The organism is Pontibacillus sp. ALD_SL1 (assembly GCF_017355605.1).
The window spans coordinates 863,843-890,764 of the sequence record NZ_CP062975.1; the positions used below are offsets into that span (position 1 = coordinate 863,843).

Consider the following 26,922-nt stretch of genomic DNA (forward strand, 5'->3'; position numbering starts at 1 on the left):
GTGAGAGAATATCCGAAAAGAGTGCAAGAAAAAAGAAGCGGATATCCGCTTCTTACACTGTGGCATGTTGCTGTCTGATATTGAACTGCTCGATGGCGTATTTCACTTTCAGGGCCACCGCTTTGGCGAGTTTCGCAGGCACCCCATTGGCAATTCCCTGTTGGTTGGCATTCTTTTTTCCCTTAAACACGAACGTATCAGGAAGATCGAACAGCCTCGCGCACTCCCTAATGGATAAAGAACGATGCAAATCGGGATGCGTAATGTTTGATTTCCTAGGGTTCACGATGGTTTTGCACGGCTTATCCCATTCGAGTCGTCGGTACACGGAATGCTGAGTGGAACCACTATCCGTCATTTTTTTCGTTCGCAAATGATGGGGGATATCCCGCCAGTTCCCGCCTTGCGGTACGTGACGCATACGCTCAATCGTAGGCGCTTTCGGATCGGAATGATCCTTCATATTCGGAATCCCGTCATGAAGACCCTTGAATGCCTCCCGTACCGTTGTGTATTCAGACGGAGAATGAGTCGGTTCTGGAAGATCGATCCGTCCAATTTTACTCCCGATCAGGAAAGCCCGCTCTCTTAGCTGCGGTGAACCATAATCGGCTGCTAGTAAAACACCAGAAGTAATATCGAATTCATGAAGAGCTTCATAAATTTCTTCTTTGAAGCGTCCTCCTCCAGCTGTCAGGATCTGAGGTACATTCTCAAGCACAAACACCTGACAAGCCTCATTCGCCTTTACAGAATCCACAAAATGCTTCACGAGCAAATTATTCGGATTATTCGGGTTGTTTAAATATCCGTTTATCCGATTCGCGGCTGAGAAACCCTGGCACGGGCTCCCGCCAAACATAAGCGGAACTTTCGGAATCTTCTCTTTATCAAATGCGGTAATATCGCCGCATACGATATGATCGCCGATGTTCGCGCGATACGTCTCGCAAGCATTCTCACTCAAATCGATGGCAAACTCTATATCGAATCCTGCATCAACGAATCCTTTATCCATAATGCCCATCCCTGAAAACAAGCTTGCGGCCTGAAGGGGGATTCCAATGTTCGACAAAGCATGCTGAATATCGGATACAGAACCTTGTTGTGAATCCGTTTCAACGGACCAGCCCAGGTCTTCGAAACTGACCTGTTCGAATCCAGCCGCTTTCCTCAAGTCTTCTTTCGAGAGGGTGAGGGTTCCTCTGTGTTTCAGGGCAACCCGCTCCGAAAGCGAAACCACCTTACCCGTTTTCTTCAGTACGTTTTTAACGGTACGGGTCGCTTTTTGAAGAAGAGTTTCCTCTTCTTCCTCGAAGACTTCAATGATGACCTGGTCTTCGTAAATGCTGACCTGAAGCTGATCTGCTTCGCCGAAGAACGCTTTCGCTTCTTTGCTTCTGATATCAAGAACAGGTTTGTATCCGTCTTTCACTTTTCGTTTTGAGACGGTGTTGCCTTTCCCGTCCTCAGAAGGAAGAATGACGATGCGTTTTTCGTTCAGGTCCAGCACGTACTTATATTTATCACCAGGGGAGAAAGCTGTTTCTTTCAGTTCGATATCCTGGATATAATGCCCTCGTTTTGAATGCTTCGCGCGGCGCTTTTTGATCAAATTCATCGGATCACACCTTTTCATTTATTGTTTACGCTGTTAACCGTCCTTATCCTAGCATGAGGAAACAGGAGCGGGATGAAAAAAATGTGAAAAGGTTGCGGCAAATGGGGACGAAACCTTATGACGAAACAAACCATACGTTTTCTCCGTTCCAATGGATCGGTGACGTATAATAAGTGAAACATGACATAAGAAAGGCGGATGAAAATGGAACAGGAATACAAAGTCGTTTCAGATCTAACCGAAGAGGAAGGCAGGGATTTGGCTGAGTTTCTGGGTTCAAGGATGGATACACCCATCTTAGAGAGGCTGATCGAAACCAGAAGCGAACCCGTAGGCGTCATGTATCGGGGAATCAAATATCGAAAGGATCGTCTTTATGTAGGAGCGGAATACAACCATTGGTACAACCTTTCCTCCTGGTCCAAAGATAAAGCTATCGCCTTAGGGTTCACGTTTGAGGACTATGTACCTGAAGGATACTATGAGGACATGTATGAGGAATGGTACGGAGAATATGTGGAACTTGGAGAAATCAAACGTGAGGTGTTTAATCAAATCAACGACACGATTCGAAAGGTCTTATTCGTCCTCGAAGACGGATATGGATTCACAGTTGGGAACCATTTGGAGCATGACCGATTTAAAGATGAACAAGAGGTGATTAACTATATGGGAAGTTGGACGATCACGAGTCTTGAAGAGTCAAAGAATGACAAAGGGGAACTGTATACTATTGCCCGTTTGTCGCCGAAAATAAAAAAAGAATAGAACATTCTCAAAACCGTCCTAGAGACGGTTTTTTCGTCCAAAAAACCCTCCCAAACGTTACGGAAAGGCCAGTTGGTCTATCAAACGTAACCCAGAGTACCCCCTTCAAAATATATGATTTAGTGGGGGAGTATTCATATGGGTTTCATGTAGCCCAAAATCGTTTTCGGTCTCCTGAAATAGGATCGGAGTTCTTTATATTTCGGATTATCTTAATTTGTAACTTTATACTTATTCAATTTTACTTTTATTTGAGTTAACATTTAATGGAACATAGGAAAATATAGGAAGGTGTTATGGTGAGAGTACTTTTTTACGGAATTGGTTATTTAGTATTATTTGCTGTATTGACAAGTATTGAGTATTTTCGTTCGAATGATTTTATGTGGGGAGAAAACCTCCTCCAAACCCTCTTTATTGGAACAATAGTATTTGTGGGTGGAGATCTAATTATGGAAAAAACAAAAAAAAGGGCTTCAAACTAGTAGTTTGAAGCCCTTTTTGCTATTTTACCATCCCTCTTCTTGATAAATGCAAGATGTTAAAAACCATCCCAAGTTAGCCGCTAGACCAATTACAAACCATCTTCGATTAAATCAGCGACTTTTTTAAAACCATCCTCGGTATCCGTTTCAACGATTGCCAAAAACAGCAACAGAGGAACCATAATGACAAGCGCGACGAACGTTAATACCGCTGCAAGAATAGCGAGAACATTATACACCATAAGACAAACGGTTTTTAATAATACATACATCCTTAATCCCTCCAGGTTTTGGATGTATGTATTATAGCAAAATGCAAGAAAAAAGATGAGCTCCCGCTCATCTTTCAGGATACTTCCAATCTTAGGTTTTGGTCTGTTTGAACCTTAACAAATCGCAGGTGTCGTTGAAACGCATCGTCGTCCAATAAGTCCTCAAGACTCATTTGCAAGGTAATTGGGTAGACGAGTCCATCAAACTCGATGCAGCATCTTGGGACAAAGGATCCTTCGTAGGTTATCGGACCGTAGGATGCGAAAGAGCTGGTGTAATGACTGTCCGCAGCAGGTCCGAAACGGGACACCGCATGTTCGTAGCTTATGGACTCGACCGTTTCGGTGAATCCTTTCCCTAAGCACTCCCGAACCTCATCTGACAGATACGAAAGCTGAAACAAGAAAGAAAGAGCTTCCTCTGTTCCGTTTTGGTGAGCATGTTCTTCCGCTTCTTTTCCCAGGGTTTCAGATTCCTCATCAGGGGATTCTTTCAGTTCTTCGATCATGTTAATCAGAAAAGCTTTTCGCCAGTGATCCAACATAGAATCTTCCTCTCTGTATTTTTCATGATTATAGCACAGGAGAGGATTGGAGGTGGGAAGGGATAAAGAAACGAGTCTTTTTTATACGAAGCACGGAACCTCCTATATAATAAGAGTAGTAATCAATAAGAGAGGAAGATGAGCATGAATCCGATTAAACAAGAGCTGGGTGAAAAGATTCTGGAGGTCTTGAACACAGAAGACAGGGGATTTTTCGTGGATGAGTTTGTATCAGAAATTGATGCTCGCTATGAAACGTATACGCCCAAACAGTTTGACGAAACAATTGAGACGTTGCTTAAAAAGGGCGATATGGTCACGGTAGACGACAGATACGCCTTACGCTACGCAGTCATCACCTAAGAGAAAGGGAGATGCGATATGGAATTCAAAGAAGGGCAGATCGTAAAACGATGCGGGTACCTCTGCCGCTATGTGGTGATTGGGTATAAGTTCGATCAGCATGTTCTTGCGTTAAAAGAAGGGGAAAAAGACGAGTTCACAAACCGAGAAATCATCTACGCGAAAGAGCTATACGAGCGTTAACAGAAAATGCAGAGTTGATATAATTCTAATTTTATACAGAAGGGAAATGATAGTATGAGAGCAAAAGAAGTGGTAAAGGTTGTTAGTGATACTCTTGAACAATTAGAGAAAAATGCAACAAATTGTTTAGAAAAAAATGATAAAGAAAATGCACAAATGTATTTGAATTATGCAGAGGGAGTTAGAATGGTTTTAGACAATATCGAATACAAGTTTAACAAGTAATGGATAAAATGTTGATTTGATTTTTATGTGATCTCGAGAATAAGTCGAATGAGACGAATTAATCATCTTTACGTTCGTTAAAGAGACATACAACGTGTGAACCAATATAGAATTTTTACAGAAGGGATATGATCCTGTGGTTGTTCAAAACTTATCACAGCTAAAAATATCGTTAGAAGTGGGTTCGAAATTGAAGATCGTGGAAAATGCTTTAAAACCTTATCATAATGGTGAGGTGCGAACGGTTGTGAAAGTGCAATCGAATAGCGTCAAAACGGAAAAGGAAGATCAATCAGAATCGTGGCTGGATTGGCAAAAAGCCAGAAATATGAGATTTAATCAAGACGGAACGATTGATTTTTTACTGGGTGAAGAGATGAAAGACCAGTGGTTAATCGAACAGCAGTCGAGTCAATAACCCACGACTAAAGTCGCGGGCTTGTAAAAGCCAGTGATGAAGTCTTTGTTGTCCAGCCTCAGTCTACTTTAGACTACGTTAGATAGATGATTTCTCTTTAAGAGATGACAGGCGTTCGTATGCTTCTCCAGTACGAAAGTGCCTTTCTCCGTACGTAAAAGGATGCGGTGTGGGACACCGATACAGTCTGCGGAGATCGAAACTCTATTTAACATTGGCGAGGAGAGATGACCTAGCGGTCGCGTCACCACTCTTTTGAGTGAGGTAACACCATATGTTCATCCCTATCGGGATGCGAAAGGAGACAACCATTGTTTGTCTGTGTCTTAAACAAAAACAAAGAGCCATTAGATATGTGTCATCCAGCAAAAGCTAGGAAACTATTAAAACGAGGGAAAGCTGTGGTGCATAAACGCTACCCCTTCGTTATTCGCTTGAAAGAAAAGAAAGAAACAGTTTCTAACCATAGTTACGAAGCGAAGATTGATCCTGGAAGTAAGATAACAGGGCTAACGATCACAAAAGGAAATAACGTTGTTGTTTTATCAGAACTGCATCATAAAAAAGGCATTTCTGAAGAACTCCAATCAAGAAACTCCTTACGGAGAGGTCGTAGAGGTAGAAAAACACGCTATCGTAGGTGCAAATTCCCTAACCAAAAAGGACAAACATCTTCATTTACAACGAACCGTCCAAGAGGATGGTTGGCCCCTTCTCTTGGATCTAGGATTTCGCAAACAGAAAATCTACTGCGAAAACTTATGAGGTTTATCCCCATTGATTCTTTAGCTCTAGAACTTGTTAAATTTGATACTCAAAAGCTAGAAAATCCTGAAATAAAAGGGGTTGAGTATCAACAAGGGGAGTTAAATGGATACGAGGTTCGTGAATACCTTTTAGAAAAATGGGGAAGAAAATGCGCTTATTGCCACGAAGAGGATGTTCCTTTAGAGGTTGAGCACATTGAGCCACGTTCTAAAGGTGGCAGTGATCGAGTTTCAAACCTTACTCTAGCTTGCCGACCTTGTAACGAGGAAAAAGGAAGTTTGTTTCTATCTGAATGGCTTGAAGCTAGCAAGAAAAAGAAATCCAAACGATATAAAACTATATCTTCAGAAATACCGAAGGTGTTAAGAAAGAGAAAACAACCTCTTAAAGATGCAAGTGCGGTAAACGCAACACGATGGGCACTTTATAACAAGTTAAAAAATAGAGAATTACCTCTGTATTCCCAAAGTGGAGCTAAGACAAAAATGCAGCGCATAAAATCTGATCTCCCCAAAGAACATTATTATGACGCTTTATGTGTCGGGGATTCTTTGCATTGGAACTTCTTTACTGATCAAGTGTTAGAGTTCCACGCAACTGGTCGAGGGAATCGACAAATGGCTCGCGTAGATAAATATGGGTTCCCGAAACAACACACTCATACTGAGAAGTATGACAAGAAAGGAAAGCGTAAAGGTCATCGAGAGCGGAAGAAGCTGTGTAATAACGTTCAAACAGGAGACATTGTATACGCTCTTGTTCCAACAGGTAAAAAACAGGGAACGTACTTTGGTCGCGTTTCGATTCGTCACAACGGATTCTTTAACATTAAGAACCACCTTACAGGCGAAACGATCCAGGGTGTTTCTTGGAAACACTGCCAGGTTGTCCACCGTAACGATGGATGGGATTATAAGAGAAAAAGTCGGGCGGTTTCCTCACATGGCTGAAGCCACGTGTATCCACCGCCCCTTGATGAAGGCAAAGATTATTGGCTAAAGATCAAACTGTAAGGAATTGTTTCAACCTGAAAAGGGGTGTATGCTCATATGAGCGAAAGGGAAGCTATTGAACGCGTGTCTGAAATGTACAGAGACGTTATCAAAGAAGCTCAATATTTATCGGATCAGCATAATGAAATACAGAAAGAAATGCAATCAGAAACGATCACTCACAAAAGATATCTTGAATTGGATGAAAAAGCGAAAAAGATTAACGATGAATGCAACAACCAAAAACAAAGAGCACAGGGTATATACGATGTCAGAGAAATGTTGCTTGATTCATTGAAATGAAATGGGAAGCGGATTTATTACAATACAAATACCTGAGACAAAACGGATCATCAAAAGCCAGGTTCTTTTCAACCTGGTTTTTTCATTGCCTGAACTCTGAAAAAGGGGTGTTTTTTCAAACACCTTCTCGTTTCCGATTATAATAGGAGTATCAGTTAATAAGAGAGGAAGATAAAGATGGATAAACTGTATGTATACTATCACTGCGATCAATGGAAGATGACGAACAGTTATCATTTAGTTGGTGTGTTCACAGAAGATAAAGTGAAAGAAGTCGTAATCAAAGATCTTCGTAAAGGTGATGTCGAATGCAGTGACCGCGATGAGGACGAAATCATAAAAATGGACATTCGTACGCTTGACACCCTTCTCGTTTACGGACACATTCAGCCTGTTGAATTAAATGTGGAAGTATAGGAGTTTTCAGCTGACAACGGCATAAAAATTGAATCAAAAGGGGCCTGGTACAATGAGAAAACGATACGAGGATGCTATCACGATGCTTGAACTGATGAAAGCCAATTTACTCGATCCAGTAGGGGATCGTGAAGCAACGGAGATGGTCAATACGCTGATCCATAATCTCAATTCCTATGAAATCGTCGAGAAAGAAAAAAACAGGGCCGTGATCAACGGGATTGAGGTCGAATACACCTTCTTTGACAGCTCGGACAGAACCTTAAATGACGCGGATACAGGACATGTCGGAGGTTTATTGGAACAGGGTTATATCGAAGGGGAATTGATTCAATACGACCACAGAATGGATGATGAAGTGCGCGGCTGGTGGAATAAAAAATAAAGGAGAGGATCTCATGCTACGGACAACTGATTATTACAAGATGGATTCACACCGATTGGTGGTAGAACCCCTAAAAGAAAGCAGTCTGACCACAGAAGAAATCCTCTTGCTTGGAGAAGGGTCATCGGTTGTGTACTACGATGACAAGGAAGATATGGCGTATTATGCATGGGAGAGAAAGGATCAAGAGGTGAAACGATTATTTAAAACAATCAACGGACGCATTGCCGTTGTGATGAAATAGCGAATTATCGATCCTCATGAACCGAACCAAAACAACAAGAGGTGTAGGGATGTTCACATGCAAAAACAAGAAAGGACAGCGCTATACGTTTGTAGGGGAGTTTTTGGTAATTCGAGAAGCAAAAAGGCATTGTTCTGTCTACCGAAACGGCATCCTAATCAAAACAGGGATGGGCTGGAATCGGGCCGTAAAACTTGCGAGGCTGTTGAACGATGCGTATCTTGCAGGCGTAGAAGATGGAAAAAGATTTGAACCTATACAGGAAATGGGGAATGAAAATGGCTGAAAAAGGTAAAAAATTCATGCACGTCATTCGTAGAGAATACTTGTATTTTGTCGAAGAGGCAGGCGAACGATGGATATGCGAAACGGAGAAGGGTGAGCAAGTTGAAGTGATGCCTGATTTGTTAATCCCGCTACAAAACAGAGAGTAAAACAACAAAAACGACTTCGTATTGAAGTCGTTTTTTTATTATTATTATGTACCGTTCCCAGTTTCTTCACCTGTCTGATCCACCAGCGTTTTCAGGTATTTGATCTCCACGTCCTGCAATTCGTTGTTCATGCGAAGTTGGGATATAATCTCTCCCAAGCCCAAAAAAAGAGCACCTGTTGCAATGCTGCCGAGCGCATAGGCAAAAAACGTTGAAAAACTGAAGACAGGGTAGTCGAGAACCTCATGTGTGGTTTGAGCAATCCCGTAAGAACCGATAATACCGATCACCATAATCGTCCACCCGAGCCACTTAAACAGCTTCGTCATTTTGTATCCTTCTGCATCGTAACGAATGCGTGACCCCTTCATGCTGTGTATGTTAATAACTCTTCCTTTATTTGTGTCGTGTGTCATTTATTTACTCCCCTTTCCGTCCAACAATACCATACGAAAAAGGACGTATGAAACCCGTAGGAGAACGTCTTTTTTTGGAGAGGATACGAAATCTTGAGATGTTTTACCTCACCCCTTAATCGTAAGGTATACTAGATGCAATACGGGCAAGAAGAAAGGATGATACGATGATACACACCATGCATGAGTTTGATGAAGCGAAGCTGTATGGGAGAAGGGACATTGAAGAGGAAGTTTCAAAGATCATCGGTGTAGACGACTTTCGCTTTCTCATCGGCGAGCTAAGCGGTGAGCGTGTTCTGCGTATCCCGAATGATCCTAAGATAATGAGGTTTTTAGATGTCGAAGAAGATGCGGCGGATGATCCGCAAGCTGCTGAAGATGCTGCTGATATGGTAATCGGAAACGTAACAGGCGTGACTCCGAAACGCGTTATTTTACTCGAAGAGGATCGAATGGTTTTAGTGTTAGGCTAACGGTACTCATCACGATACTTGGAGGGGAAATGTATGGACTATACAAGAGTGATGATGCTGGATGACTTGATTCGTCAGGAAACCCTGTTTTTTGAGCACCCTGAACTCGACGAGGTGTTTATTGATTTTGCTCACCGTATCGGAAACGCGTCACTTGAAGATGAGTGGGAGTGCTGTGACAAAATCCAACAAAAACAACTGTGGGTGGCTGTTTTAACCGTGTATTATCATGGATTAAGCGACGAAGAGTTGAAGGGGGCACATCAGGAGTTATGCGATTTCCGATATGATGATGACAAGTATGATGAGGATCTAGTATACTACCACAAGCACATTAAACGAAAATTGAACTATACCGTCGAAGAGGTACAGGGCTATATCGAATCAATCGGCTACTATCAAAACGTCGTGTTCGAAACAGAGGATGAGGGAGATTGCCTCTACTTCAATGCCACAGATCCTGACGGGAAAAAGGTGATGGTCCGAATCGATGTCGATTCTGAAGGTCAGGTTGGTGCGGAAGAGTGGATGATTTATGAGTGTTCTGATGAATACTGGAGCCCAATGGAATTTGAAAAACAGAAACAATGAACCAGTACAGGAGGATGTAACATGATTTATGAATTCAGAGTCAAAACTCAATATGTAGGCAGTCAAGTTACGGAAGAAGTGGAATTACCCGATGACATGACGGAAGTGGAAGTGGAAGAAGCGTTTAAGGAATGGATGTTTGAACAGCTTGATTTTAATTGGGAAAGAAAATCTTAACGATATAGGAGATGATCATATGTTTGCTGTTCAAGTCATGAATCATTTAAAGGGGAGTCACCATCTTGTGTTATTCGAGAAACAGGAGCACGCCGAAACATTCCGAGACACACTGGATGCCTTATGGCGCGGGGAAGTGGAAAATGCTGAGGACTGGCGCGATGAGGATTATAATGAGGCGTATTCACAAGCTTATGGGGACGCTGTAACGGAAACCGATGATCTTGATTGGCGGAAGATTGAAGAAACGATGAATATCAGTTTTTCTGTAAATATCAACGGAACGGTTACACCGCAAACCGACGATGTGCACGTTATCAATGCTAACGATCATGTGTACATTCCAGCTTAAAATTTGGGAAATAAAAACCTGAAGGAGGCGCTTTCTATGAAACGATGCCGAACATTGAATGGTCTGTTAAATGCGATTGAAAAAGGAGAAGCATGCGAACTGACCTATACCAGCAAAGCCCGTACAAGCGATGGGTATATTGTTTATCAAACAAATGGCACGAATTTGATTGTGACAAATGAAACCTATCAAAAGATCGAACCTTATCTGAGACAGAAAGCATAATCCAAAAACCAGGGACATCTCCCTGGTTTTTTTATTTCATGAAGCGAACGCTTTCCCCATAGAATAAGAACAAACAAGATTACTATACAGATAGGATGAGCCTAATGAGAAAACGATTCCCGCTTCTGATTAACAAACGGGAGAAAAAGGTAGCAAAAGTCTGTTGGACGCCTGCTTACGCCAGTTACATGTCTGCTGGTGATGATGCCGAACCCTATTGCGGAGGGTGCGGAACGTTTATGGAGGAAGATTTCGTGTTCTGTCCCTCGTGCGGGCGAAAGCTGGAATGGGAAGAAATCTACATTCCTCTTCCTGAACGCAAAGCCATGTCGGTATTTCAACGATAAAAGCACCCCTCTAGGGTGCTTTTTCCCTTTACTCTGCGGAATAGATATAATCGCGTGTGCACCTTATTGGCAGGATAAACCTCGAAAAACATTAAACAAAAATTTTTGGATATGACAAAATGGAGGTCTGCTTTAGTGAACCTCTAACCAACCGAGCATTCCCGCTTGTCTACCTAAAATCTAGTAAATGATGGAGATCCATGATATGCTTACCATGAAAACATTAAGCAAGAAAAGGTGATGGGATGAATCGAGAACAGTTTTTTGAAGCGATTAAAGATGGGTTTTTCAAAGAACAAAAGGCTGACCTGGAAGGCTTTAAGCAAATGGTAAAGGGTGCATTGCCCGTGTTCGGAACATTAGAAACAACAATCACGGATTTAAGTGATGGAAAAACGATCACATTTATTGATCGAAGCGAAGCGGATATGATTTATGCGCCTGAAGGCGTCGATGCTGAAGATGTAAACACAGACATGTCGTCGGTCATTATGGAATTAAACGTGGACACTGAAGGGGTTATCAAAACCGTAAGTCATGGCATTCAAGGGCTGTTCACACCATCCAACAAAGAGAGTGTTTTATTGTTAGCAAGTTTAGTGGGAAAGAAAATTGATTTCCCAACATAAACAAGGGGAATTTGTTTATAAAAGTAAATATCTGTCATCAATCAGGGGGATAAGAGATGAAATCAACCAGGGGAAGGCTCCTGTTAGTAAAGGCGAAAGACCTGCGCATGTTCGGTCTTTTTTTAACCGTTTTGCTTTGTTATATTGCGTTTCGGGACAGCGTTTTTTCCATTCTGTTGAGCGGTGTCATATCAGGCCTATACACACATCGTATGCTCATGAAACACCTGAAAAAACTATCGAATGATCACTTCCTGCGTCTGATGGAAATGGAAGCTGATTCCTTAGAAGAGATCAACGAAACATGGAAAGCGGAGCATCGTGCTTTCAAACGGAAAAGCGTTGTGTATTTGATTACCGTTTTGATCATTATTTTGCCGCTTCCGTTACTGCTATCCTACGATGTTACCCTCTTCCCATCGGATGCGAGTCTTGCGTTCTTTTATTTTCTGATCCTCGCAACGTTTCATCGATTCGATAAAGGGATCAGGTATGAAAAACTAAGAGAAAAAGCGATTTTCAATAAGGCCGAGGCGTCGTAGGAAGAAGCGTATAAAGAACGCTTCTTTTTTTATATTACCTATATAAAACCGTTTATAATAAGGGTAGTGACTGGCAGAAAGGATGATGTTGTATGGCGGAAAAACGAGTGTGCAACAGATGCGGGAGCAAAGTGGAAAATAGTGAGTTGGAAGAGTACGAGTATCAGTGTTTTGAATGCGATGAGGATCTGTATGCATTCGAAACGCACAACAAGGGATAAAAAAATAATAACAGAGAGGGATGTAAGCTATGAAAACACCTTATTATGAAATCGTTGATTCAAAAGGCGTAATCAGCTCACCGATCGGAGACCTTTCAGAAGCATTCGAAGAGTTAAGAGGGTTGAAGGAAGAAGGGTTCGAGTTTCAGGGTGACGTAAAAATCGTAGAAGTTCATCATCAAGAATAGGCAAAAGCTGCATAAATAATGACAAAGGAGCTGCATGTTCATGAAGGAAGACGCAGAAGTGCATCCATATTTAGAAAGAAATAATGGATACGAATTAATAGGCGGCGATTTTTGGATTAAACCAATAAAAGAAGAGTGCTATCAAATCGTAATCTTAAATCGTTTTGACGTGTCTGAACAAAAAGGTTGGGTTGATTTATTTGATATCGATTTAAGTGAAATAGACCAAGAAACAGTCGATCGAGCATGGGAAGTTGAAGATGATGTTGAGTTTGATGAAACGGTAGTCACTAAAGAGCAAATTACAGCTGAAATGTTAGCAAAAGGTGGTTTTATAGACTGCACCAAACAAAACGCCTTTACGAATGAGGTTGAGTTAAAAAAGGTGATGAAGGAATATGGTATAGTTGATGATCTAGAATTGCTTTAGAAATGGCGCCCACGGAACCTTTATTCTTATGTGGAGGGGAACTCATGTATATTGAAATCAAGGAATTCAGTGACACTCACAAATTATGCGTCGTTACAACAAAGAGAGGTTATTCTTACGCGTGTACCTGGGCTTTGGAGAAAAACCAGGACGGAACAATCATCAGTCCTACGGTCGAACAGGTTAAAGAAGCATGGAAAACAGACAGAACGTCTTTTGAAAAATACAACGGGGTGTATTTGTTTCAAGTATAGGAAAGGCGTTGGAACAATGAGTTCTGTCACCCATTGCAAAAAATCGAAACGAAACGGGGAATGATCCGTGTATATCATAGCGAGAATTGATGGTTTTTTATGTGAAAGTGCCTTTGCGACAGATCGGGAGCAGGTTGTCGGAACCGTTCGAAACTGGTTCAACATGCACCGATCCGATGATAATGATGAAGGCTATATCGCCGTTGAGGAAGCAAGTACGCCAGGGAAAGTTGCGAGACGCATCATTCAGCTCAATCTTGATGCGAGCCCAGGAGAAGCAGAAGAGGTGTTAAATGAATCCTATGAAAATATGACGATTCTTCGTTCCCGTTTTGTCGAAAAAGAATTACAGCGGATCCAAAACGCGCCTCTTGATTTTGACGGTCGAGATGTAGAGGCGGATATCGAGGTGTTAAAGGGAGCCATTACGACGCTGAACGATTTTCTGAACGGGGATGATGACGTAGTGATTGTAGAATGCAACATGTGGGATGAGTGCCACGATTCACTGGATCGGGTTCTTGACCATTACAGCCTCGCTTATAACGATGAAAAAAGCGACTATGAGTCGTATCAGTTTGCCATCGAAAGAAAGTAATAGCGAAAAAGATGCTCAGGTGAGCATCTTTTTTTGAGTGTCGACATTCGATTGTAAAGATGTCGGGAGAATGTGTTTCATCATGAAATAAAAACGAGTGTTCATTCGCTCGTTTTTTTCTATTCTTGATCACCATATTCTTCTTCAAAATACGCTTCTTTATATCGCTGTTTGTCCTTATCGGTAGTTATGTTATTCGCTACCTCTTCTTCAAAAAAGTTGTCTACTTTCATTAGCCATCCATCTTTAAAATGGAAAAAATGAGGTGCTCCCATTTCACTCTCTAGCCAGAAACCTGCATAAGTTTCGTATTCTTCTCCAGGTGCAAATGCAGCAGCACTTTCTTTTTTATCAAACGTCTGACCCCTATTTGAAAAATATTCTTCCATTTGTTCTTCCATACTGGGTTTATACTCCCACTCTTCTAAATCATCTATCGTTTTTGGTTCTTCTTCCACCTATCCGACCGCTTCATCTCTGTCAAAGTCCCAAGAATTTGAAAATATCCCTAAAGATAAAGCTAAAACGCCCACTCCAATAAATCCAAGCTTTTTTTATACTATCCTTCAACGAATCCGCCTCCAAGTGTAATCATATCTTATTCATTTTCATTAATGTGGTGGTGCGAACAAGCTTTTATGTATTCATTTGGAAATTGATTTGCATTTGCTTTTTCACGTCCTTCCATCGACATAAGTACAATTTTGCCATTAAATGAAAGATATTTCATATGTTTGGTTTTCTTGCAGGTGGAACTTCAGAAGTCTATCTTATTTTGCGTTTTGGCAGGAAGACTGGCAATAGCCGTACAATTTATGGCCTTTTTTAATCCAAATCTGTTGAGTTTCGTAAGTCATATTTTCACCTCCCTATACATCTAGTATATGTTTAAATGGGAGAAAACATTAGGGAGAGGGATAAAAAAGACCCATTCACCCCCCACTAAATCGTAGATTTTGAAGGGGTACTCTGGGTTATGTTTGATAGAAAATGATGAGGGTAAGCCATTTGGTCATCTGTTTTGTTTATTGGCACTCCACGGCAGTCATCCTTAGTGTTCTGCTGTCGGAAAGACAAAAAGGGATACGTTTTTTTTATTTAAATAAAGAGAGGGGGAGGGGGATTATGGATAATAAGTTTCAATATTATAAAGATCTGTTTCCGCTTGTGCATCAACTGCTTAAGCTTTTGGAAAATGAAGTTACCATAGGCCTGACCGATTCAGAACAATATGTTTGTTATGAGGCGGGGCAACGTTTGAACTTTAAGATTAAACCTGGAGACCCCATAAAACGGGGAGCCCTTGCTGAAAAAGTTCTTTTTCAGGGAAAGTCTATCAAAGAAGAGATTGAGGGCAGTGTGTTTGGTGTTCAGTATTTAGCCTGCGGCATTCCTTTAAAGGATGATGACGGGGTTGTTGTGGGAACGCTTTTGGTTGGGATGAGCATTGAAAAGAAGCGGCATCTGAAGGAGATATCCAGACATTTGATTTCGTTTATCCAACAAGTGTCAACCAACGCGGTAACCATATCAGAGTCCTTAGAGGAAACCAAAGCGTCGATTACGAATATGGGGGATTTTATGGATGTTGTCGGCTCCCAGGTAAAAGAGATTGCGGGATTAAGCGAAAATATCCGAAGCATAGCTAAGCTCAGCAACTTGCTGGGCCTTAATGCAAGCATTGAGGCCGCCAGAGCTGGAGAGTACGGGAGAGGGTTTATGGTGGTTGCAGATGAGGTTCGAAAGCTCTCGCAAGACTCCGAACAGTTTTCAGTAACGATTAAGGAGCAAATGGAAAAGTTGACGGAGGGCGCAGAAAAATTGACCCTTTCTGTCCAAGATTCGCAGCATGCTTATCATGTGCAGACAGATCAACTCGACCAACTGTCAGAGGCGTTAGAAGATCTGCAAGAGCGGGTGTATGAAATTACGCAACTTTTGAAATCAGAAAACACATAAAGTTGTGTCATAAAAATAGGGAGGGGATGCATATGCATCTTACACGGTTAGGGCATGCAATGTTTTTGTTTACAACGGAAGAGGGGAAAAAATACTTGGTGGATCCGTTTTTTGACATGAATCCAGGATGCCCAGACGAATACCGAACAGAAGTCTTTTTCCGTTCATTGGACGGGATTTTGCTAACGCACGGTCATTTTGATCACACGAGTGGCGTAAAAAAAGTGCTGGTCGCAAATCCTGAATGTCAAATCATCGCACAATATGAGCTGGCTATGATTTTAATGGGAGAAGGGGTCCAGAATGTATTCCCTCTAAACTTCGGGGGTACGGCTGAGCTTGATGGTGTTGCCGCAACTATGGTTCCAGCCAAGCATACATCGAGTTACGGAGAAACAACAGGGAACTTAACGTATGCAGGTGAAGCGGCAGGGTACGTACTTAACTTCAAGAACGGTCCCGTTATTTATCATTCTGGGGACACGGCTTTAATGGCGGATATGAAATGGATTCAAGAAGTCTATCAGCCAACTATTGCTATTTTGTCTTCCTCGGGTACGTTTACGATGGGGCCGAGGGAAGCTGCGTACGCAGTGGATAACTTATTAGAAGCGGACGTTGTAATCCCCAGCCATACATTTCCGACAAGGGAACAGGCACCTGCTCCGTCTGACTATGATGCGTTATTGGAAGCCTTCCCAATAGTCGGGTTTATGGAAAATAAAGACCATGAAATGCTTCAGTATATAAAAGGGAATACCCGTGTTGTGGTGATGGGATACGGGGAGAGACGCATGTTTTAAAAAACCAGCAGACCAAAGCGGTCTGCTGGTTTTTCGTGCACTTCTCTCCCACAAAAGGGCAAGTCTCCCTCTCCGCTTTGGATCTTGTTGTGGGTGACGATCAAACAAAAAGGGCCATACAACTGAATGCATGGCCCTTGTTTGACGTAACGTTCGTTACGGATTTTATGGCAACCCCTATTATAGGATCCTCGGTCGAAGTCGTCAAGGATCGCTGTACCCCATCCATCATTATGGCCAGTCTCCTTATCAACCCCCTCGATATTATACGTTCTTCAACAAGAGTTCATTGAAAATTGTATGAAACATGTTTTCCTATAAAAAATACAAATAATCTTAGGGACGGTAAGATTTACGTATAAATGATGGATTAAACCATTTATAGCAATTTTGATGATTTTTGTTCTTTTCATCCTTTTTTGTTCTGCGCAACAAATGAAAAGCATAAGATAAACACAGGGCTAAAAGGTGATCAATACCTTCGTATTACACTTCTTGATAAAGATGTTTTCATAGGTGCTGCACCAGAGAGTAAGCTGCCGAACGGGGTTTTATTTATCAGGTTAGACGTTAAAGCTCTTAGTAGGGATGATTTATTAAAAGTGGAAAACGAGCAGGATGGGAAACGCAGTAAGACTGTCGTACCCGTACGGAATATTCGGTATATCGAAGTCAACTACCCCACGCTTAAAAGCGGGGGCTTGTCGGGAAATTCCCAACAGGCTCTGAGTTGACCAGCATTGGTTCCTTTATGCAGAAATGCTAAACGAACTCCGTTAAGAAGGTGCATACCCTGGAATGCTTCTCCAGTTCTAGGCTCTATGGAATATAGATTAAACAACCAGCTAGGGGTGTAGCGAGTCGTGTCTATATTGCAATCAACCCTTCTTAACATGTGCGAGGAGAGATGAGCATACGCTCACGTTACCATCGAAAGATGAGTTAGATTTAAAATCTCGCCCTTGTGGCAATTCCTCCCCACACATAAATGTGGGGGCTTCCTTGCCTCATTGTTGGTGATTTCGCCTGTTAAGGCACCCGTTTCATAACATAAAACCCTAAATCGTTCCCTGGAAAGGGGGCGATTTTTATTTCTTGTTAATAAAAAGTGTCTACAAGATGCTCGCTCCTTAACAAACGCCCTTCGTTTTCCCTCTGAGCCCTTCTTTCCTTTACTGGCCAGAATGTTCAACTGAAGCCATTTCAGCCAGGAGGAGGTGAAGTGATTTTCTCATGAGAGGTAAAGCATCTTTTTCTTTGCCCTGTTGCAGCATACAGTAGCAGGATGTCCTTGTACGATTCCCGCATAAGACGTCGAACAGATCACGGACACAACACCCGTACGACCCACCTTCCCATTCCTCGTAGCAAAACTCATTCTCCTCGATGGCTTTGATCATCGATTGCAACCCCACTTTTGCCATGGATAAAGACTGGCGGTACATCTCGCGCCAGTTCGGAAACTCCGTATTCGAAAGATGGAAACAGTTGTCCATGGAAACCCCATCGTGCATCAGCATAAAAATCCCTCCATTTATATAAGAACCTTTGTTTTGCTGAAACGAAAACCCTTTGGATATGTCGTTTGATGAGGGAAAAGAACATAAAAAGAACCTCTTGAAGATTCAAGAGGTTTTATGGGTTTATTTTCTCGGCTAACAGATGAAAGGAACTCGCGATCGTCAGAAAATACCACGGGTAGATCAAATCGTTCCCGCTAAGGAAGAAACCAAGGGTCGAGATTCCAAGCATGACAAGGCCGATTCTGAAACTGGAAGAAATCATCCGATACACGATTCGGTATAGGATCATAGCGACAAAAAACAACAGCGAAGCCTGGTAAACGGAGGATTCAGGGTTTGTTGCCACTCCAAAGATCAAAAACCCCGTTCCAATCAAAACAGCTAGAACCCCGTAGCGAGTAAGCGTTTTGCGCATAGAAATGGCTGCAAAAGGAAGCGAAAAGATGGTGACATAAAAAGCTGTCCAGAGCATGAGCACGACTTTTTCATACAAGCTTGACGTTGTGTAGGGGTCGAACGGAAGAAAGAAACGTGGTAATTCGGTTGCCACAATTCCGTACTGCCCCAGCATGTCACCAACCAACTCGTATTCGGCAACAGCAAAGATCGCCACAATCAGAAGGCCTATTCTGCTCAAGAAAGGGACGTTTGATTTTTTGACAGGTTGAACATACGGACGGGTGCGGGTATAACTCGCCTGAGGCCTTGCGACAGAGCTTCCCCCAAACGTTACAGGAGGGGTACGGTAGTTCCGATCCTCATAATAAAGTTCATCTTCCCTCTCCTTTTCTTCATACCATTCGCGATCCCTTTCGCGCACTTCCTCTCGTTCTTCATCCCTGCGCTCCGCGTCTTGGCGCATTTCTTCCCAGAAAGCTTCCTGATCTTCGTGATACCTTCGTTCTTCTTCTCTAGCTTCCTCCTCGCGGCGCTCCGCTTCCTCATCGGCACGGGCGCGTTCATCCAGGTCGTCTGACCATCTCTTTTCCTCCAGGTCATAATCATTCATGTATTCATAGTCTTCGTCATCTCTCCACATGGTGATCGCTCCTTCGTTGTAAGATGCGTCCATTGTAGAGCATATTCACGAAATGTGTTCAAAATTACAGCGATCAAACATACCACACACTTCGATGAAGCTGTCCACTTGGTTACTCGGACGGGCGCGAACGCGGTGGCATTACCGAAGAAGAATGCATCAAAAAAGCCCATCCTTAACGGATGAGCTTTGCGTTTGTTTGTGTTTCTTAGGCACCAATATCTCCGCTTCCGCAATGAGGACAATGTTGCCAGTTGTTGTCCCCCGTGAAATCCTTACCGCATTTTCTGCAATAGTAAATGGTACTTAGAACTCGTTTTAGAAAATCCATGAAACTTCTCCCCCTTTTGCACTAGAAAGTCCACCTAATTGTACCAGTATTTTCTTATGAAGTAAATTCAGGGGGGTAAGCCAACGTTGCTTCCCTTCACCTGGGGCGACCCTGTTATTCTCTTGACTTTTGATAGGAAACGAGGCCAAAAGGAATTATGAACATGAGTATGACAAATGTGATGACGTTGGCAAGTGTTGCGGATTCTTTCAAGAATGTTTGAATCAAATCGTTCGTGTAAGGTCGTAAAGCCAGCAGGGAACCCGTTGCGTGAACGAGGATCCCCAGGGTGAATAGTATCAGCCAAACCAGAACCAGCATCAGAAACCCCATTCCTATCCCTTTCATAAAACAGGCCTCCAGTCGTTTTTTGTGAACATGACAGAATGTTTGCGCCCGCGATGAATATCACCAATCGTCCAACAGATCTTCCACATCGGAAAAGTTTATGCGGGAGTGTATTTTCCCGTCCTGTTGAAGCCTCATAATCATCTCCACCATGACCGCCACACTCTTTATCATACCATCGTCCGTGCCGATCGGCAGGTTCTTGATCGGGATATTTTCGATTACGTACGTGGTATCGTTGTACACCCATTCATAGTCCATTCTCATCTTGCCGTCCTTCCAATCCTGATCGAAATGAACGATTCTTTTTCCCATGTGACATCCTCCTTCTTTGTAAAAACGCGTACCATTCACTAGTTCCAGAACCTTTTTTCTCCTTCTTTTTTACAAGGAGATTCCAATAATACAAAGTTAATAATATATATGTTTTTCTGGTATTAAAACAAGAGATAAACGAAGAGTTTCCCAACGATTCATTATTGTCTAAAAAAAGCGAAAATCTATTCTAAACAAAAGGGTGGATTAGCATTATGATGAAGCAAAAGTCGGAGTCGGTTGGGGAGGAGAGGGGACATGAGAATTTATGTGGTCACAAGAGCGTTTGACAGAGGGTATGGCATCTATGAATCTCAAAACGAATACGTGCACAGCAGCCTGACAAGCACAGATCTATATCGAAAAGGATGACTGGGGCGTTGGGGAGCTGGCACTGGAAACGTGGGAAAAGGGGAATAAAATCTGTCGTTGTGCGTGGTGCAAAGGGGAAATGCTCGAAAAGGAGATTCTCTACATAGACTGTAAACCTCATTGCGCAGCATGCGAAAAAGAGTTAAAAGGATAGGTGTTTGTTAGTTACCTAGTACAGAGTTATGTAAACAAGAAAATCACCCTAAATAATCTGAACAATCAAAACCTTTTAATCTAGTTAACCATAACCTATGTTATGTAACTTCAAGATAATTAAGAGTTATCTGGATGTCAAAAAAAGGGATTATGTAAGATAACAAATAAATGTAAGGTAACGTAAAGTAACAAAACGTAAAGTAAAGTAACAAAAAATGAAGAAGCGATCGAAAGTAGTCATTTTTGGGAATAGATGGATGTTGCTAGGGGCGTCTCTCGCGAAATTAGTTTGAGGGGGATGGGTAAACATCTATCTAATCGCAAATTTCAGTTAGATTTACGACTATAAGGATGATGGGTTTGAACAAACCCTGATAAACCATACGAAAAAAGAAGAGACAATCCACAATCTTATACGGACGTCTCTACTTTTTATCATCTTTTATTCTTTTTACAATCGGCGTTACCCATTCTGGGGTATATTCCGTTTTCTTTATTAATTCTTTTCGTGTTGAAATGAATATTGTATTCATTGTCTTATACGTACTATCTACAACTCGCAAATAATCTATTTTCCCTAAACACCCTACTACATTTGAGACGATTCTTTCGCCTCTTTTACGAACTGTTTCTTCTGGAATATCATGTCCGCCATTAAGCACACGCTGCTTAATTCTTTCGATATTAATCTCAACTGAATTCGTTCCGACAAAATACATATAAACGTCAAATCCGTTCCTTTTTGCTGATTCAATCTGACGCTTAATCAGTTTTCCCGATAAAGTTGTTTCCAAGGAAAAATCAACTTTTCTCTGAATGCAGTCATTTACCATACGGATTGCTTCTTTTCCGCCTAGCAAAGTGGCATTATTCGATCCCTGGGCGTACTTTTTTGCCAATAAATCTGGATCAATATTGACCGCAGTATACAATTCCTCGAAAAGCGTATGGCGTAGCGTCGATTTTCCGCTCCCATTGTTGCCTGCGAAAACAATCATTCTTGGGTTTCGTTGCTTTTCCATTAACCTTATTCCTCTGCACTTCTTACGATTTTTCCATCAGGGTACTCTTTTACAACAAACCCATCATCGTCCATATACACCACATACGTGTTGTGCATTTTAGCTTCTGCACGCGCTTGATCTGCCGCGCTTTGAATTTTCTTTTCTATAATATCTTCAACATGCTCATTTTCCACTCTAAATCACCCTTTCTGTATACTATATTCTAACATGAAACGAGTCATTCATGAATCCGTTCCTTCAATACATGCGGCCTGATAAGAAGTTGTTTATCGAATGGGTGAAGTATTGTAAGGTATAGATGAAATGAGGGGGCGATAACTGAGACTCGGATGTTGTTAGAGGTGTCTCTCGCGAAATTAGGTTGAGGTAAATGGGTATACACCCAATCCGATGCAATGTTCAGCGAGTGTTTTCCTGTTGTTTCCTCAAGTCTGTATGTAGGGGTGCCTTTCGGGTGCTTTTTCTTTTTCAAGGGTAGTTCTCGTGGTACAAAGATAGACCATGGAGGTGGTAGAGATGGCTGGTCAGTGGATATACAGAAGTTACTGTTCGCTTGGGATTGCTTTTCTGTTGCAGCTCGTTCTGTTTGTGTTGTGGCTTGCTTTTCATGGTTCTTTGCATGAGGTCGAATGGTCCTTTTACGTTGGGAAAATGAGCGTGATGAACACGATTCTCTTATTGCCGATCGCGACCGCAAGCCTGATCGGCACGCTCATCATACACCTATTGCTGAAAAAGAAGCTGAAGGAGCGTGTCTTTCAAATCCTATTCGTATCCTTAAGTGGCATCACATTCCTCTCTTTCGTGTTAGTCACATCCATGCCAATAACGGGAGTGAGGGAGTTCATTATAACAGGCGCCCTCATCATAACTTTAGGTGGAGGGATGGTGTTGAGTCCCTTCATAAAAAAGAAGTGGGTGGGGATTTCGATTATCCTGTTCCCGCTAATGATCACCCTTATCCATATGATGAAGTGGGTGTAGGAGCGCTTGACAGAACAACAGATTGCGCTATAAAGAAGGAATTGAGGAGGGTTTTGCATGAAACGAAGCTATATCATATTCAATATTGCTCTGATACCCATTTATGTTTTGTTCCTTTGCATTTTCGTTTTTGGACTTGCGTTAACGGGGTCAAGAGAATGGTTTTGGCCGCAACTTCTTGCTGTCATTCCACAATTTATGTTGCCATTTGTGGGTTTGAATGTGATCAATTGTTATAAACAGCGAGGGAAAGATGGGAACATGCGAATGTTTTGGACGATTGTCGCTCTGATGCCCATCCCTTTCGTGGTCGTTGCGTTACTCATGCGCATCTTTTACCTGTAAAAAAAGCGAAGCAGATCTTCGCTTTTTTATAGTCGTAATGTCATATAGGGAATGCCTTCATTGTCACACTTCTCGAATCCGTATCGACTGTACAGGGTTTGAAGACGTCTTTCCGCCTCTCCCTCTTCGGGTAAACCAACTTTAACGGAAAAGGGATCTCCGTCTGGGTCTCTGTCACAATCTCCGAATGGAGATGGCATAAGCGCAGCAACATCCACATCCCATTTTTTCAACATATCAAGAATCCGACCGAATAAGAAGTGGAAGTGTCCGTTACCCCGATATTCCCTGTGGATCTCGACTTTAAGAATACGAGCCAGTTTCCCATGTGTCCCGCCACCCTGTCCATAACGAGTACAACGAAGCGTATCTTCGAGGTATTCATAAGGTGTGCGCTCGTACCAATTACGTTCGTCATTGAAATCATAGTGCACGTAGTCCACAAGAGGTAGATTCCCTCGATCTCCGAGCCATTTTTCATCCGTCATGACGACCTGAGCGGTTCCGATTTCGGTTGGTTCTAAACTAGCCGCCGAAAGCAATCGAACCTCGAGCAACAATACATAATCAAACAGGTCGTGATGAGTCGTCTTCCATTCTGTGTACAAGCCATACATAATCATCGTCCTCTCTGCATTTGCTCCTCCCAGTATACCAAAGGGATGAAGAAGGTGATCAAAAATGTGCCCATGAAAGCCCCTTTTGGCGAGTCCTTATTATTTTGACCTCCTCTTTTACGCCCAACAAAAAATAAATGTTAAAATAATCGTAAGCAAAATGCATAAAAGAGTGGGGAGTATGATTATAATCAAGGATGTGGAATTAAGTAACTTAAATGCTGAGCTCGATTTTGCCCAAGAGTTAGGGATTCAAATTGATCTTTTCGAAGGGTATCCTTTTTATAACTGCCGAAAATTTGCTACAACTTTAAAAAGCAGCTTAATTATGAAGGAGGAATTTTAAATGATGGTAACAATCGAAAAGAAACGCAATGGGAGTCATGTTGTAGGTGTTGATTCAACAGAAAAATACGCTTTAATAAACGGTAACGAAAAGCGTCTAGCACAAAATGAAATTAATGAAATCGTGAGCAATTATGAACTGGCGTGGCAAGAAGATCATGAGCAAACAGAAGAATTGGAAAACTTGCACGTTGGAAAATATGTGGTAAATGAGGGCGACTGGACATATACAATTACAATAAAGTGAGGGGTACCCCCCTCACCAGATTTAATAAAACCTAACTAAAAGCAGATGGATGTGAAATCCTCTGCTTTTTCTAATGTTGTTTTCATCATCTTTTTTTTAAAACGGAACCCGTTACTTTCGGCGGGCTCTTTTTGAATCATAACCCACATATAATAAAAGAAAAGGGAATGATCCATTAATCTGTCATTTCTCATCATCGCGACGGATCTGATGGTACTATAAGAAAAAAGTAGAAAGGAAGATGAAGATGAACGCAACACACTCATTAGAATACCGTACGCTGATCAATATCAGAGAGGCCCTTCAAGAGGAGGTGGGCTATCAAAGCGGCGTAAACGAAGAAGAGGCAGATAAAGCAAGAGAAGAATTAGCAGCAATCGAGTCAGCCTTAAAAGTGTTAGAACGGTTCCCGAATCGTCTGCACCCAAGCGCATTTTCCCTTGTTGTTGAAACCCCAAAAGGAACGATGGTCGCCGAGAAAACGAGTGATCCAGAAAACCCTGGGATTGCCATCGATATTGATGGTCTCGGTGCAGCCCTTGTAGAGGCACGCACGAGTGAGGAGAATGATATATACACGCTTGTCTGGAACGAAGAAAATGAAGACTATGTGAACAAAGTCAAATGGTCTAAATAAAACGAGGGAGTGTTGAGGTATGAATTACAAGGAGAAAATGATGACCCTGATGAGAAAACACGGATTGGATCACGAAGCGTTTTGGATGTTCGCCATTTCAAGAGCTGCTAATGATCTACTCGAAGACAGTGAAGAACTGGAGATGGTGAACGAAAACGGCGGAGATATTGCAGAAGAAGACCTTGAAGCATTTATACGGGATTTGGATGAGTTATAATTTCAAATGAGAAGCCATTCGAAATAGCAAAAAACCACCCTCTTTGGTGGTTTTTTCATTTTTATAGGTTTTTGTCCGTTTCCTCTTTCGAAACACTTCTTAACCTTGCCACTTCCAGCAGCAGTTTTCCGACATCATAAATATAATCCTCATCTTCGATCCCCTTGATTTCTCGGTGCACCATCCGATACAGCATCTTTTGCAACTCGCGAACGCCCAAAGCTTCTTCGCTGCCACTGTTTTCCGACACACGCTGAATTCTCTTTCTGATCCCATCTCTGAAGGTTTTTGCTTCCATTATGAACTCCTCCATCCTCTGTTTATTGTGTGTGAAACATGCACGCGTCGCATATTCACATTGTCCACTCATATAATGCCATTATACATAAAGATAGGAGGATTATACCAATGAGAGACTTGCGCTACAACGGATTAGAAATCTTTGAAAATGAACAGCTAGTAACTTTAACAGTTGCTGGCTTTTTTACATTAGAAACAAGTGTTAGATTTTATAAAGTGAAATAGAGAGTTTTCACGATGCGTCTTTAGCGGTTCCTTTCTTTAAAGCATATGTTTCCCCCAACCGAATACAATGCATTAAAGGAGCGATGAACATGGAAAGCAAACTAAATGGCACGGCTGGGCCATCCTATACAAAAGATCAACTATTAGAGGTTTTGGAAGAAAACATGTCTGAATGTCGACGGAATGACGAGTTGAAGGTGAACGGGTGCAGGGAGACAGCTGGAGAAGCCTATATCACCTTCCATAAAACGGTAAGGATTGAAAACATCAAAGGAAGGTCAGACGAGGAGATTGTGGATGAAGCGATTGAGCTGTACAACGACCAGGATATGGAGGGATTATGGGCGTATGACGATGAAGCAAAAGAGATCAATTTTTACGCTTAAATTATAGAAGCTCATATAGCTTTCGATCGGTTCATATCGTATATAAACAAGGGGGAATTATCATGATTCAATACGTTGACTATGAAATTAACACCGAGGAACAAGTGGAAGAGTTGTTAGAGGATCGCAGTGAAATCTGCATTATTTTCAACAACAGAAAAAATTATCTTAAAGGGAATACTGAAATTACAAAATATTTATGGGTAAACGAGTTGTACGATACAAAGCTTTCCTTAAATACAGTTAAACAATTAGAACGCAAACCACTCGAACCCTTTATCACTCTCAAATCCCATTAAACCGAAAAGCCACCAAAGTCTTCCTTGGTGGCTTTTTAGAACTACATATACGACCGATCCCCGTTTGTGAACCTCTCAGCATGAGGTATATTTCTTTTTTTTCTCGCTTTTCCATAATCACCTTTACAATAAAAACACCAAAGATGGAAAGGGAGATGACCATGATTTTTCATTACAAAAACGGAGAATTCATTCATTTCACCAAAAATGAACTTGAAAAAGAGTTAAAAGGTTTGGACGTGGATCTTTATTTAGAATTAAATGCTCCTTACAATGACAATTTTCGCATTATTCTAACCGAAAAAAATACTCCTGATACCCTGAACAGAATGGATGAAATGGGGTATATAATCAACTACCCTATAATGTACGAGCACAATATTATGGACGATTTAGTCGGAAATGAAAGTTATTTCGTTGTAATAAACAGGCCTGTTCACGTTGCTGAACATGAATTTGATGTGATTATACTGACTTCTTTCAGAAATCCAAAAAGAAATGCTGATACAAAAGGCCTTGATTTTGAAGATGATCTGCCACTTTAATCATTTGTGAAAAGACATGTATAAAGGAGAGGGGA

At 41.8% G+C, this 26,922-nt stretch carries 51 protein-coding genes; 37 read left to right on the forward strand and 14 right to left on the reverse strand.

Going from position 1 to position 26,922, the window contains the following annotated elements; translation table 11 throughout:
* Positions 1-52 precede the first annotated feature (52 nt).
* Positions 53-1,621 carry a DNA cytosine methyltransferase gene (locus tag IMZ31_RS24075; protein ID WP_242705744.1) on the reverse strand — a complete coding sequence of 523 codons (1,569 nt, stop codon included), beginning with the start codon at positions 1,619-1,621 and terminating at the stop codon, positions 53-55.
* Between the two features lie 204 nt (positions 1,622-1,825).
* On the opposite strand from IMZ31_RS24075, the gene IMZ31_RS24080 reads away from it, so the two are divergent.
* Both IMZ31_RS24080 and IMZ31_RS24085 read left to right on the forward strand, forming a co-directional pair.
* Positions 1,826-2,389 (forward strand): hypothetical protein, encoded by a 564-nt coding sequence (locus IMZ31_RS24080; RefSeq protein WP_207530987.1) that lies wholly within the window; start codon positions 1,826-1,828, stop codon positions 2,387-2,389.
* Between the two features lie 299 nt (positions 2,390-2,688).
* Positions 2,689-2,874 (forward strand): hypothetical protein, encoded by a 186-nt coding sequence (locus IMZ31_RS24085; protein WP_207530988.1) that lies wholly within the window; start codon positions 2,689-2,691, stop codon positions 2,872-2,874.
* A gap of 89 nt (positions 2,875-2,963) precedes the next feature.
* On the opposite strand, the gene IMZ31_RS24090 is transcribed toward IMZ31_RS24085, so the two are convergent.
* Positions 2,964-3,146, reverse strand: coding sequence for a hypothetical protein (locus IMZ31_RS24090; protein WP_207530989.1), 183 nt, complete (start codon positions 3,144-3,146; stop codon positions 2,964-2,966).
* 74 nt (positions 3,147-3,220) lie between these two features.
* Positions 3,221-3,691 carry a hypothetical protein gene (locus IMZ31_RS24095; RefSeq protein WP_207530990.1) on the reverse strand — a complete coding sequence of 157 codons (471 nt, stop codon included), beginning with the start codon at positions 3,689-3,691 and terminating at the stop codon, positions 3,221-3,223.
* Between the two features lie 144 nt (positions 3,692-3,835).
* Here IMZ31_RS24095 and IMZ31_RS24100 point away from each other — a divergent pair, with 144 nt between their 5' ends.
* The 11 genes from IMZ31_RS24100 (at position 3,836) to IMZ31_RS24150 (ending at position 8,423) form a co-directional block, all read left to right on the forward strand.
* Positions 3,836-4,054 carry a hypothetical protein gene (locus tag IMZ31_RS24100; RefSeq protein WP_207530991.1) on the forward strand — a complete coding sequence of 73 codons (219 nt, stop codon included), beginning with the start codon at positions 3,836-3,838 and terminating at the stop codon, positions 4,052-4,054.
* Positions 4,055-4,072: 18 nt separating this feature from the next.
* On the forward strand, positions 4,073-4,237 hold the full coding sequence (locus tag IMZ31_RS24105) for a hypothetical protein (protein WP_207530992.1): 165 nt from the start codon (positions 4,073-4,075) through the stop codon (positions 4,235-4,237).
* Positions 4,238-4,291: 54 nt separating this feature from the next.
* Positions 4,292-4,462: a hypothetical protein gene (locus IMZ31_RS24110; RefSeq protein WP_207530993.1), complete on the forward strand. Its 171-nt coding sequence runs from the start codon at positions 4,292-4,294 to the stop codon at positions 4,460-4,462.
* Positions 4,463-4,652: 190 nt separating this feature from the next.
* Complete coding sequence (locus IMZ31_RS24115; RefSeq protein ID WP_207530994.1) at positions 4,653-4,880, forward strand: hypothetical protein; 228 nt, start codon at positions 4,653-4,655, stop codon at positions 4,878-4,880.
* A gap of 311 nt (positions 4,881-5,191) precedes the next feature.
* Positions 5,192-6,598 carry an RNA-guided endonuclease IscB gene (gene iscB / locus IMZ31_RS24120; RefSeq protein WP_207530995.1) on the forward strand — a complete coding sequence of 469 codons (1,407 nt, stop codon included), beginning with the start codon at positions 5,192-5,194 and terminating at the stop codon, positions 6,596-6,598.
* 99 nt (positions 6,599-6,697) lie between these two features.
* Entirely contained in the window at positions 6,698-6,943 is a 246-nt protein-coding gene (locus IMZ31_RS24125) for a hypothetical protein (protein ID WP_207530996.1), read from the forward strand.
* Positions 6,944-7,120: 177 nt separating this feature from the next.
* A complete protein-coding gene (locus tag IMZ31_RS24130; RefSeq protein ID WP_207530997.1) occupies positions 7,121-7,360 on the forward strand; it encodes a hypothetical protein in 240 nt (79 codons plus the stop codon).
* Positions 7,361-7,412: 52 nt separating this feature from the next.
* Positions 7,413-7,745, forward strand: coding sequence for a hypothetical protein (locus IMZ31_RS24135; protein WP_207530998.1), 333 nt, complete (start codon positions 7,413-7,415; stop codon positions 7,743-7,745).
* 13 nt (positions 7,746-7,758) lie between these two features.
* Complete coding sequence (locus tag IMZ31_RS24140; RefSeq protein WP_207530999.1) at positions 7,759-7,989, forward strand: hypothetical protein; 231 nt, start codon at positions 7,759-7,761, stop codon at positions 7,987-7,989.
* Between the two features lie 49 nt (positions 7,990-8,038).
* The gene (locus IMZ31_RS24145; RefSeq protein ID WP_207531000.1) at positions 8,039-8,275 is read left to right on the forward strand and encodes a hypothetical protein; all 237 of its coding nucleotides are present in this window, start codon (positions 8,039-8,041) and stop codon (positions 8,273-8,275) included.
* On the forward strand, positions 8,268-8,423 hold the full coding sequence (locus IMZ31_RS24150) for a hypothetical protein (RefSeq protein WP_207531001.1): 156 nt from the start codon (positions 8,268-8,270) through the stop codon (positions 8,421-8,423). The genes IMZ31_RS24145 and IMZ31_RS24150 overlap by 8 nt, the downstream gene beginning before the upstream one ends.
* Positions 8,424-8,467: 44 nt before the next feature.
* Here the strand turns inward: IMZ31_RS24150 and IMZ31_RS24155 are convergent, their stop codons facing one another.
* Entirely contained in the window at positions 8,468-8,839 is a 372-nt protein-coding gene (locus IMZ31_RS24155; protein ID WP_207531002.1) for a hypothetical protein, read from the reverse strand.
* Positions 8,840-9,006: 167 nt separating this feature from the next.
* Here IMZ31_RS24155 and IMZ31_RS24160 point away from each other — a divergent pair, with 167 nt between their 5' ends.
* The 13 genes from IMZ31_RS24160 to IMZ31_RS24215 all read left to right on the forward strand — a co-directional run bounded on the left by IMZ31_RS24160 (position 9,007) and on the right by IMZ31_RS24215 (position 13,869).
* Positions 9,007-9,315 carry a hypothetical protein gene (locus IMZ31_RS24160; RefSeq protein WP_207531003.1) on the forward strand — a complete coding sequence of 103 codons (309 nt, stop codon included), beginning with the start codon at positions 9,007-9,009 and terminating at the stop codon, positions 9,313-9,315.
* Positions 9,316-9,348: 33 nt separating this feature from the next.
* On the forward strand, positions 9,349-9,906 hold the full coding sequence (locus tag IMZ31_RS24165) for a hypothetical protein (RefSeq protein WP_207531004.1): 558 nt from the start codon (positions 9,349-9,351) through the stop codon (positions 9,904-9,906).
* A 21-nt stretch (positions 9,907-9,927) separates the two neighbouring features.
* Positions 9,928-10,083: a DUF7167 family protein gene (locus IMZ31_RS24170; RefSeq protein WP_207531005.1), complete on the forward strand. Its 156-nt coding sequence runs from the start codon at positions 9,928-9,930 to the stop codon at positions 10,081-10,083.
* 19 nt (positions 10,084-10,102) lie between these two features.
* Positions 10,103-10,435, forward strand: coding sequence for a hypothetical protein (locus IMZ31_RS24175; protein ID WP_207531006.1), 333 nt, complete (start codon positions 10,103-10,105; stop codon positions 10,433-10,435).
* A 36-nt stretch (positions 10,436-10,471) separates the two neighbouring features.
* Entirely contained in the window at positions 10,472-10,660 is a 189-nt protein-coding gene (locus IMZ31_RS24180; protein WP_207531007.1) for a hypothetical protein, read from the forward strand.
* 104 nt (positions 10,661-10,764) lie between these two features.
* Positions 10,765-11,007: a hypothetical protein gene (locus IMZ31_RS24185; protein WP_207531008.1), complete on the forward strand. Its 243-nt coding sequence runs from the start codon at positions 10,765-10,767 to the stop codon at positions 11,005-11,007.
* Positions 11,008-11,252: 245 nt separating this feature from the next.
* Positions 11,253-11,636 carry a hypothetical protein gene (locus IMZ31_RS24190; protein WP_207531009.1) on the forward strand — a complete coding sequence of 128 codons (384 nt, stop codon included), beginning with the start codon at positions 11,253-11,255 and terminating at the stop codon, positions 11,634-11,636.
* A gap of 56 nt (positions 11,637-11,692) precedes the next feature.
* Positions 11,693-12,178, forward strand: coding sequence for a hypothetical protein (locus tag IMZ31_RS24195; RefSeq protein ID WP_207531010.1), 486 nt, complete (start codon positions 11,693-11,695; stop codon positions 12,176-12,178).
* Between the two features lie 92 nt (positions 12,179-12,270).
* A complete protein-coding gene (locus IMZ31_RS24700; protein WP_256438039.1) occupies positions 12,271-12,399 on the forward strand; it encodes a hypothetical protein in 129 nt (42 codons plus the stop codon).
* 29 nt (positions 12,400-12,428) lie between these two features.
* Positions 12,429-12,587 carry a hypothetical protein gene (locus IMZ31_RS24200; RefSeq protein ID WP_207531011.1) on the forward strand — a complete coding sequence of 53 codons (159 nt, stop codon included), beginning with the start codon at positions 12,429-12,431 and terminating at the stop codon, positions 12,585-12,587.
* A 40-nt stretch (positions 12,588-12,627) separates the two neighbouring features.
* On the forward strand, positions 12,628-13,017 hold the full coding sequence (locus IMZ31_RS24205; RefSeq protein WP_207531012.1) for a hypothetical protein: 390 nt from the start codon (positions 12,628-12,630) through the stop codon (positions 13,015-13,017).
* 44 nt (positions 13,018-13,061) lie between these two features.
* Positions 13,062-13,271 carry a hypothetical protein gene (locus IMZ31_RS24210; RefSeq protein WP_207531013.1) on the forward strand — a complete coding sequence of 70 codons (210 nt, stop codon included), beginning with the start codon at positions 13,062-13,064 and terminating at the stop codon, positions 13,269-13,271.
* 67 nt (positions 13,272-13,338) lie between these two features.
* Positions 13,339-13,869: a hypothetical protein gene (locus IMZ31_RS24215; RefSeq protein WP_207531014.1), complete on the forward strand. Its 531-nt coding sequence runs from the start codon at positions 13,339-13,341 to the stop codon at positions 13,867-13,869.
* Positions 13,870-13,988: 119 nt separating this feature from the next.
* Here the strand turns inward: IMZ31_RS24215 and IMZ31_RS24220 are convergent, their stop codons facing one another.
* Positions 13,989-14,270, reverse strand: coding sequence for a hypothetical protein (locus tag IMZ31_RS24220; RefSeq protein ID WP_207531015.1), 282 nt, complete (start codon positions 14,268-14,270; stop codon positions 13,989-13,991).
* A 724-nt stretch (positions 14,271-14,994) separates the two neighbouring features.
* Here IMZ31_RS24220 and IMZ31_RS24730 point away from each other — a divergent pair.
* Positions 14,995-15,828 (forward strand): methyl-accepting chemotaxis protein, encoded by an 834-nt coding sequence (locus tag IMZ31_RS24730; RefSeq protein ID WP_305849414.1) that lies wholly within the window; start codon positions 14,995-14,997, stop codon positions 15,826-15,828.
* Positions 15,829-15,860: 32 nt separating this feature from the next.
* Positions 15,861-16,631: a metal-dependent hydrolase gene (locus tag IMZ31_RS24230; protein WP_207531017.1), complete on the forward strand. Its 771-nt coding sequence runs from the start codon at positions 15,861-15,863 to the stop codon at positions 16,629-16,631.
* 1,172 nt (positions 16,632-17,803) lie between these two features.
* Here the strand turns inward: IMZ31_RS24230 and IMZ31_RS24235 are convergent.
* The 7 genes from IMZ31_RS24235 to IMZ31_RS24260 all read right to left on the reverse strand — a co-directional run bounded on the left by IMZ31_RS24235 (position 17,804) and on the right by IMZ31_RS24260 (position 21,913).
* The gene (locus IMZ31_RS24235) at positions 17,804-18,151 is read right to left on the reverse strand and encodes a hypothetical protein (RefSeq protein WP_207531018.1); all 348 of its coding nucleotides are present in this window, start codon (positions 18,149-18,151) and stop codon (positions 17,804-17,806) included.
* Positions 18,152-18,266: 115 nt separating this feature from the next.
* On the reverse strand, positions 18,267-19,193 hold the full coding sequence (locus IMZ31_RS24240) for a hypothetical protein (protein ID WP_207531019.1): 927 nt from the start codon (positions 19,191-19,193) through the stop codon (positions 18,267-18,269).
* A 208-nt stretch (positions 19,194-19,401) separates the two neighbouring features.
* Positions 19,402-19,524, reverse strand: a complete 123-nt coding sequence (locus IMZ31_RS24575; RefSeq protein WP_242705745.1) for a hydrogenase maturation nickel metallochaperone HypA — start codon at positions 19,522-19,524, stop codon at positions 19,402-19,404.
* A 114-nt stretch (positions 19,525-19,638) separates the two neighbouring features.
* Positions 19,639-19,872 (reverse strand): hypothetical protein, encoded by a 234-nt coding sequence (locus tag IMZ31_RS24245; RefSeq protein WP_207531020.1) that lies wholly within the window; start codon positions 19,870-19,872, stop codon positions 19,639-19,641.
* 60 nt (positions 19,873-19,932) lie between these two features.
* The gene (locus IMZ31_RS24250; protein WP_207531021.1) at positions 19,933-20,187 is read right to left on the reverse strand and encodes a hypothetical protein; all 255 of its coding nucleotides are present in this window, start codon (positions 20,185-20,187) and stop codon (positions 19,933-19,935) included.
* A gap of 953 nt (positions 20,188-21,140) precedes the next feature.
* Positions 21,141-21,737 carry an ATPase gene (locus tag IMZ31_RS24255; protein WP_207531022.1) on the reverse strand — a complete coding sequence of 199 codons (597 nt, stop codon included), beginning with the start codon at positions 21,735-21,737 and terminating at the stop codon, positions 21,141-21,143.
* Positions 21,738-21,742: 5 nt separating this feature from the next.
* On the reverse strand, positions 21,743-21,913 hold the full coding sequence (locus IMZ31_RS24260; RefSeq protein WP_207531023.1) for a hypothetical protein: 171 nt from the start codon (positions 21,911-21,913) through the stop codon (positions 21,743-21,745).
* A gap of 343 nt (positions 21,914-22,256) precedes the next feature.
* Here IMZ31_RS24260 and IMZ31_RS24265 point away from each other — a divergent pair, with 343 nt between their 5' ends.
* A complete protein-coding gene (locus IMZ31_RS24265) occupies positions 22,257-22,724 on the forward strand; it encodes a hypothetical protein (RefSeq protein WP_207531024.1) in 468 nt (155 codons plus the stop codon).
* Between the two features lie 57 nt (positions 22,725-22,781).
* A complete protein-coding gene (locus IMZ31_RS24270; RefSeq protein WP_207531025.1) occupies positions 22,782-23,069 on the forward strand; it encodes a hypothetical protein in 288 nt (95 codons plus the stop codon).
* 26 nt (positions 23,070-23,095) lie between these two features.
* On the opposite strand, the gene IMZ31_RS24275 is transcribed toward IMZ31_RS24270, so the two are convergent.
* Positions 23,096-23,686 (reverse strand): hypothetical protein, encoded by a 591-nt coding sequence (locus IMZ31_RS24275; protein ID WP_207531026.1) that lies wholly within the window; start codon positions 23,684-23,686, stop codon positions 23,096-23,098.
* Between the two features lie 181 nt (positions 23,687-23,867).
* Here IMZ31_RS24275 and IMZ31_RS24280 point away from each other — a divergent pair, with 181 nt between their 5' ends.
* The 4 genes from IMZ31_RS24280 to IMZ31_RS24295 all read left to right on the forward strand — a co-directional run bounded on the left by IMZ31_RS24280 (position 23,868) and on the right by IMZ31_RS24295 (position 25,132).
* A complete protein-coding gene (locus IMZ31_RS24280) occupies positions 23,868-24,032 on the forward strand; it encodes a hypothetical protein (protein ID WP_207531027.1) in 165 nt (54 codons plus the stop codon).
* Positions 24,033-24,278, forward strand: coding sequence for a hypothetical protein (locus IMZ31_RS24285; RefSeq protein ID WP_207531028.1), 246 nt, complete (start codon positions 24,033-24,035; stop codon positions 24,276-24,278). It begins immediately after the preceding gene.
* 247 nt (positions 24,279-24,525) lie between these two features.
* Positions 24,526-24,915 (forward strand): hypothetical protein, encoded by a 390-nt coding sequence (locus tag IMZ31_RS24290; protein WP_207531029.1) that lies wholly within the window; start codon positions 24,526-24,528, stop codon positions 24,913-24,915.
* Between the two features lie 19 nt (positions 24,916-24,934).
* On the forward strand, positions 24,935-25,132 hold the full coding sequence (locus IMZ31_RS24295) for a hypothetical protein (RefSeq protein ID WP_207531030.1): 198 nt from the start codon (positions 24,935-24,937) through the stop codon (positions 25,130-25,132).
* Positions 25,133-25,193: 61 nt separating this feature from the next.
* On the opposite strand, the gene IMZ31_RS24300 is transcribed toward IMZ31_RS24295, so the two are convergent.
* Positions 25,194-25,430, reverse strand: coding sequence for a hypothetical protein (locus IMZ31_RS24300; protein WP_207531031.1), 237 nt, complete (start codon positions 25,428-25,430; stop codon positions 25,194-25,196).
* Between the two features lie 316 nt (positions 25,431-25,746).
* Here IMZ31_RS24300 and IMZ31_RS24305 point away from each other — a divergent pair, with 316 nt between their 5' ends.
* The 3 genes from IMZ31_RS24305 to IMZ31_RS24315 all read left to right on the forward strand — a co-directional run bounded on the left by IMZ31_RS24305 (position 25,747) and on the right by IMZ31_RS24315 (position 26,887).
* Complete coding sequence (locus IMZ31_RS24305; RefSeq protein WP_207531032.1) at positions 25,747-26,043, forward strand: hypothetical protein; 297 nt, start codon at positions 25,747-25,749, stop codon at positions 26,041-26,043.
* Between the two features lie 62 nt (positions 26,044-26,105).
* The gene (locus tag IMZ31_RS24310) at positions 26,106-26,342 is read left to right on the forward strand and encodes a hypothetical protein (protein ID WP_207531033.1); all 237 of its coding nucleotides are present in this window, start codon (positions 26,106-26,108) and stop codon (positions 26,340-26,342) included.
* 161 nt (positions 26,343-26,503) lie between these two features.
* Entirely contained in the window at positions 26,504-26,887 is a 384-nt protein-coding gene (locus IMZ31_RS24315; RefSeq protein WP_207531034.1) for a hypothetical protein, read from the forward strand.
* Positions 26,888-26,922 lie beyond the last annotated feature (35 nt).